The organism is Streptomyces solincola (genome assembly GCF_002982015.1).
Lineage (GTDB): Bacteria > Actinomycetota > Actinomycetes > Streptomycetales > Streptomycetaceae > Streptomyces > Streptomyces solincola.
The window spans coordinates 1-1,077 of the sequence record NZ_PVLV01000574.1 but is presented as its reverse complement, the minus strand read 5'-3'; the positions used below and the strand labels follow the sequence as shown (position 1 = coordinate 1,077).

Below are 1,077 nucleotides of genomic sequence, written 5' to 3'. Positions count from 1 at the left end.
CCGCGCCGCCCTGCTCCTCCACGGCGGTGGCGGCACGGTCGTCCCCGGAGCCCTCGACGGCCAGCTCGGCCAGCCCGAGCAGGCCCGCGGCGAGCAGCAGACCGGCCGCGCCGGTCGCCAGCTTGCGGCCGCGGCGGCTGCGGGCCCGGCGGGCGGCCCGGCGCGCCCGCTCGCGGCCGTGCCGGCTGCCGCCCGCCGGGAGGTCCTCGTCCTGGCTCAGCTCGAAGACCGGGGTGCGGTCGGGGGCGGGCGGCGGAGCCGGCGCGCGGCCGGGCAGCCGCTCGGCGGGCGTGCCGCAGCCTGCGCAGGCCAGGGCCCCGTTCAGGTGGCGTCGGCACGAGTGGCAGTAGTCCATGGCGCCCGCAGAGTATGCGCGCCGCGGGGCCCGGAACCGGCCATGACTGTGTGGATCGTGTGTGGAAGCACCGCTGGTCGGCGCGGTGAAGCGGCCGTATCGCCGCCAACCCGTCCGCACCGGCCGTACGGCGCCTTGGGCCGCGTACCGCCGCGAACGCGGCCACACCCGCCCCGGCCTGCTGCCCGCATGCCATCCTGCCGCCGGCACCAGCACCGGCACCGGCACCGGCACCGGCACCGGCACCGGCAGGATGGGGGCATGACGCCTCCCGGCTCCGCCTCCTCCGCCGCGCCGTTCGGTCCGCGTGAGTTCCAGTTGGTGCTGCTGCGCCGGATGGGCGACTTCCAGCCGGGGCTGGTGGAGGAGGCGCGGCGGGAGCTGGACGCCTCGATCGCCGAGATGCGGGAGGCCAACCGGCGCTGGCAGGCGATGGTGCGGGCGCCGCGCGGCCCGGGCGAGCTGAGCCGCTACCGCCGGGTGCTGGGCGAGCCCGAGTCGCGCGCCCGCCGGACGGTCGGCGACCTGGAGTGCGAGGTGCTGCGGTGGCCGGTGCCGCTCTGGCCGGATCTGCGGTTCGAGGTGCTGGCCGCGCCGGGCGGACCGGCCTGGAACGCCTGGCTGGTCCGGGCCCCCGGCGCCCGCGGGCCCGAGCTGCGCACCGCCGCCGACCTCCGCCCCTGGGGCTGCACGGTGGACGAGGTCGCCCGCGCCTTCCCACC

General features: G+C 79.2%; 2 protein-coding genes. One reads left to right on the top strand and one right to left on the bottom strand.

The genetic code is table 11. The annotated features are described in order from the left end of the window. Nucleotides 1–355: SCO2400 family protein (locus C6N75_RS27405; protein WP_456340831.1), on the bottom strand; the 355-nt coding region annotated here is incomplete at its 3' end. A gap of 261 nt (nt 356–616) precedes the next feature. On the opposite strand from C6N75_RS27405, the gene C6N75_RS27395 reads away from it, so the two are divergent. Continuing rightward, nucleotides 617–1,077, top strand: a 461-nt coding sequence (locus tag C6N75_RS27395) for a hypothetical protein (protein WP_105871558.1), incomplete at its 3' end; no start/stop codon positions are given.